Origin of the sequence: Cobetia sp. SIMBA_158 (genome assembly GCF_046566945.1) — a bacterium.
Classification (GTDB): domain Bacteria; phylum Pseudomonadota; class Gammaproteobacteria; order Pseudomonadales; family Halomonadaceae; genus Cobetia; species Cobetia amphilecti.
Genome location: NZ_JAWJYL010001119.1, coordinates 1 through 235, shown reverse-complemented (window position 1 = coordinate 235; position 235 = coordinate 1). Strand labels below are relative to the sequence as shown.

General features: G+C 32.3%; 1 pseudogene. It reads right to left on the bottom strand.

Features of this window, described 5'->3' with window-relative positions:
* Nucleotides 1-235, bottom strand: a pseudogene (locus R2R70_RS23240) (phosphatidylglycerophosphatase); the annotation flags it as partial.

Below are 235 nucleotides of genomic sequence, written 5' to 3'. Positions count from 1 at the left end.
CATGTGTTGCATGGCCAGAGGGGAAACTGTAGGTCGATAATTGGTCTGCAAACTCTGGACGAGGACGCTCGATTAAATGTTTTAAAAATTGATAGAGTCCATATCCAAAACCGACTTTTAACAAAATAAAAAGAATTAATTTTAAATCTTTTAATCGAATCCAAACAAAAATTAATAAGATGAAGGAGATTATGAAAATGACTTTTGTTTCACCTAAATAATGGAACAGTGTGAT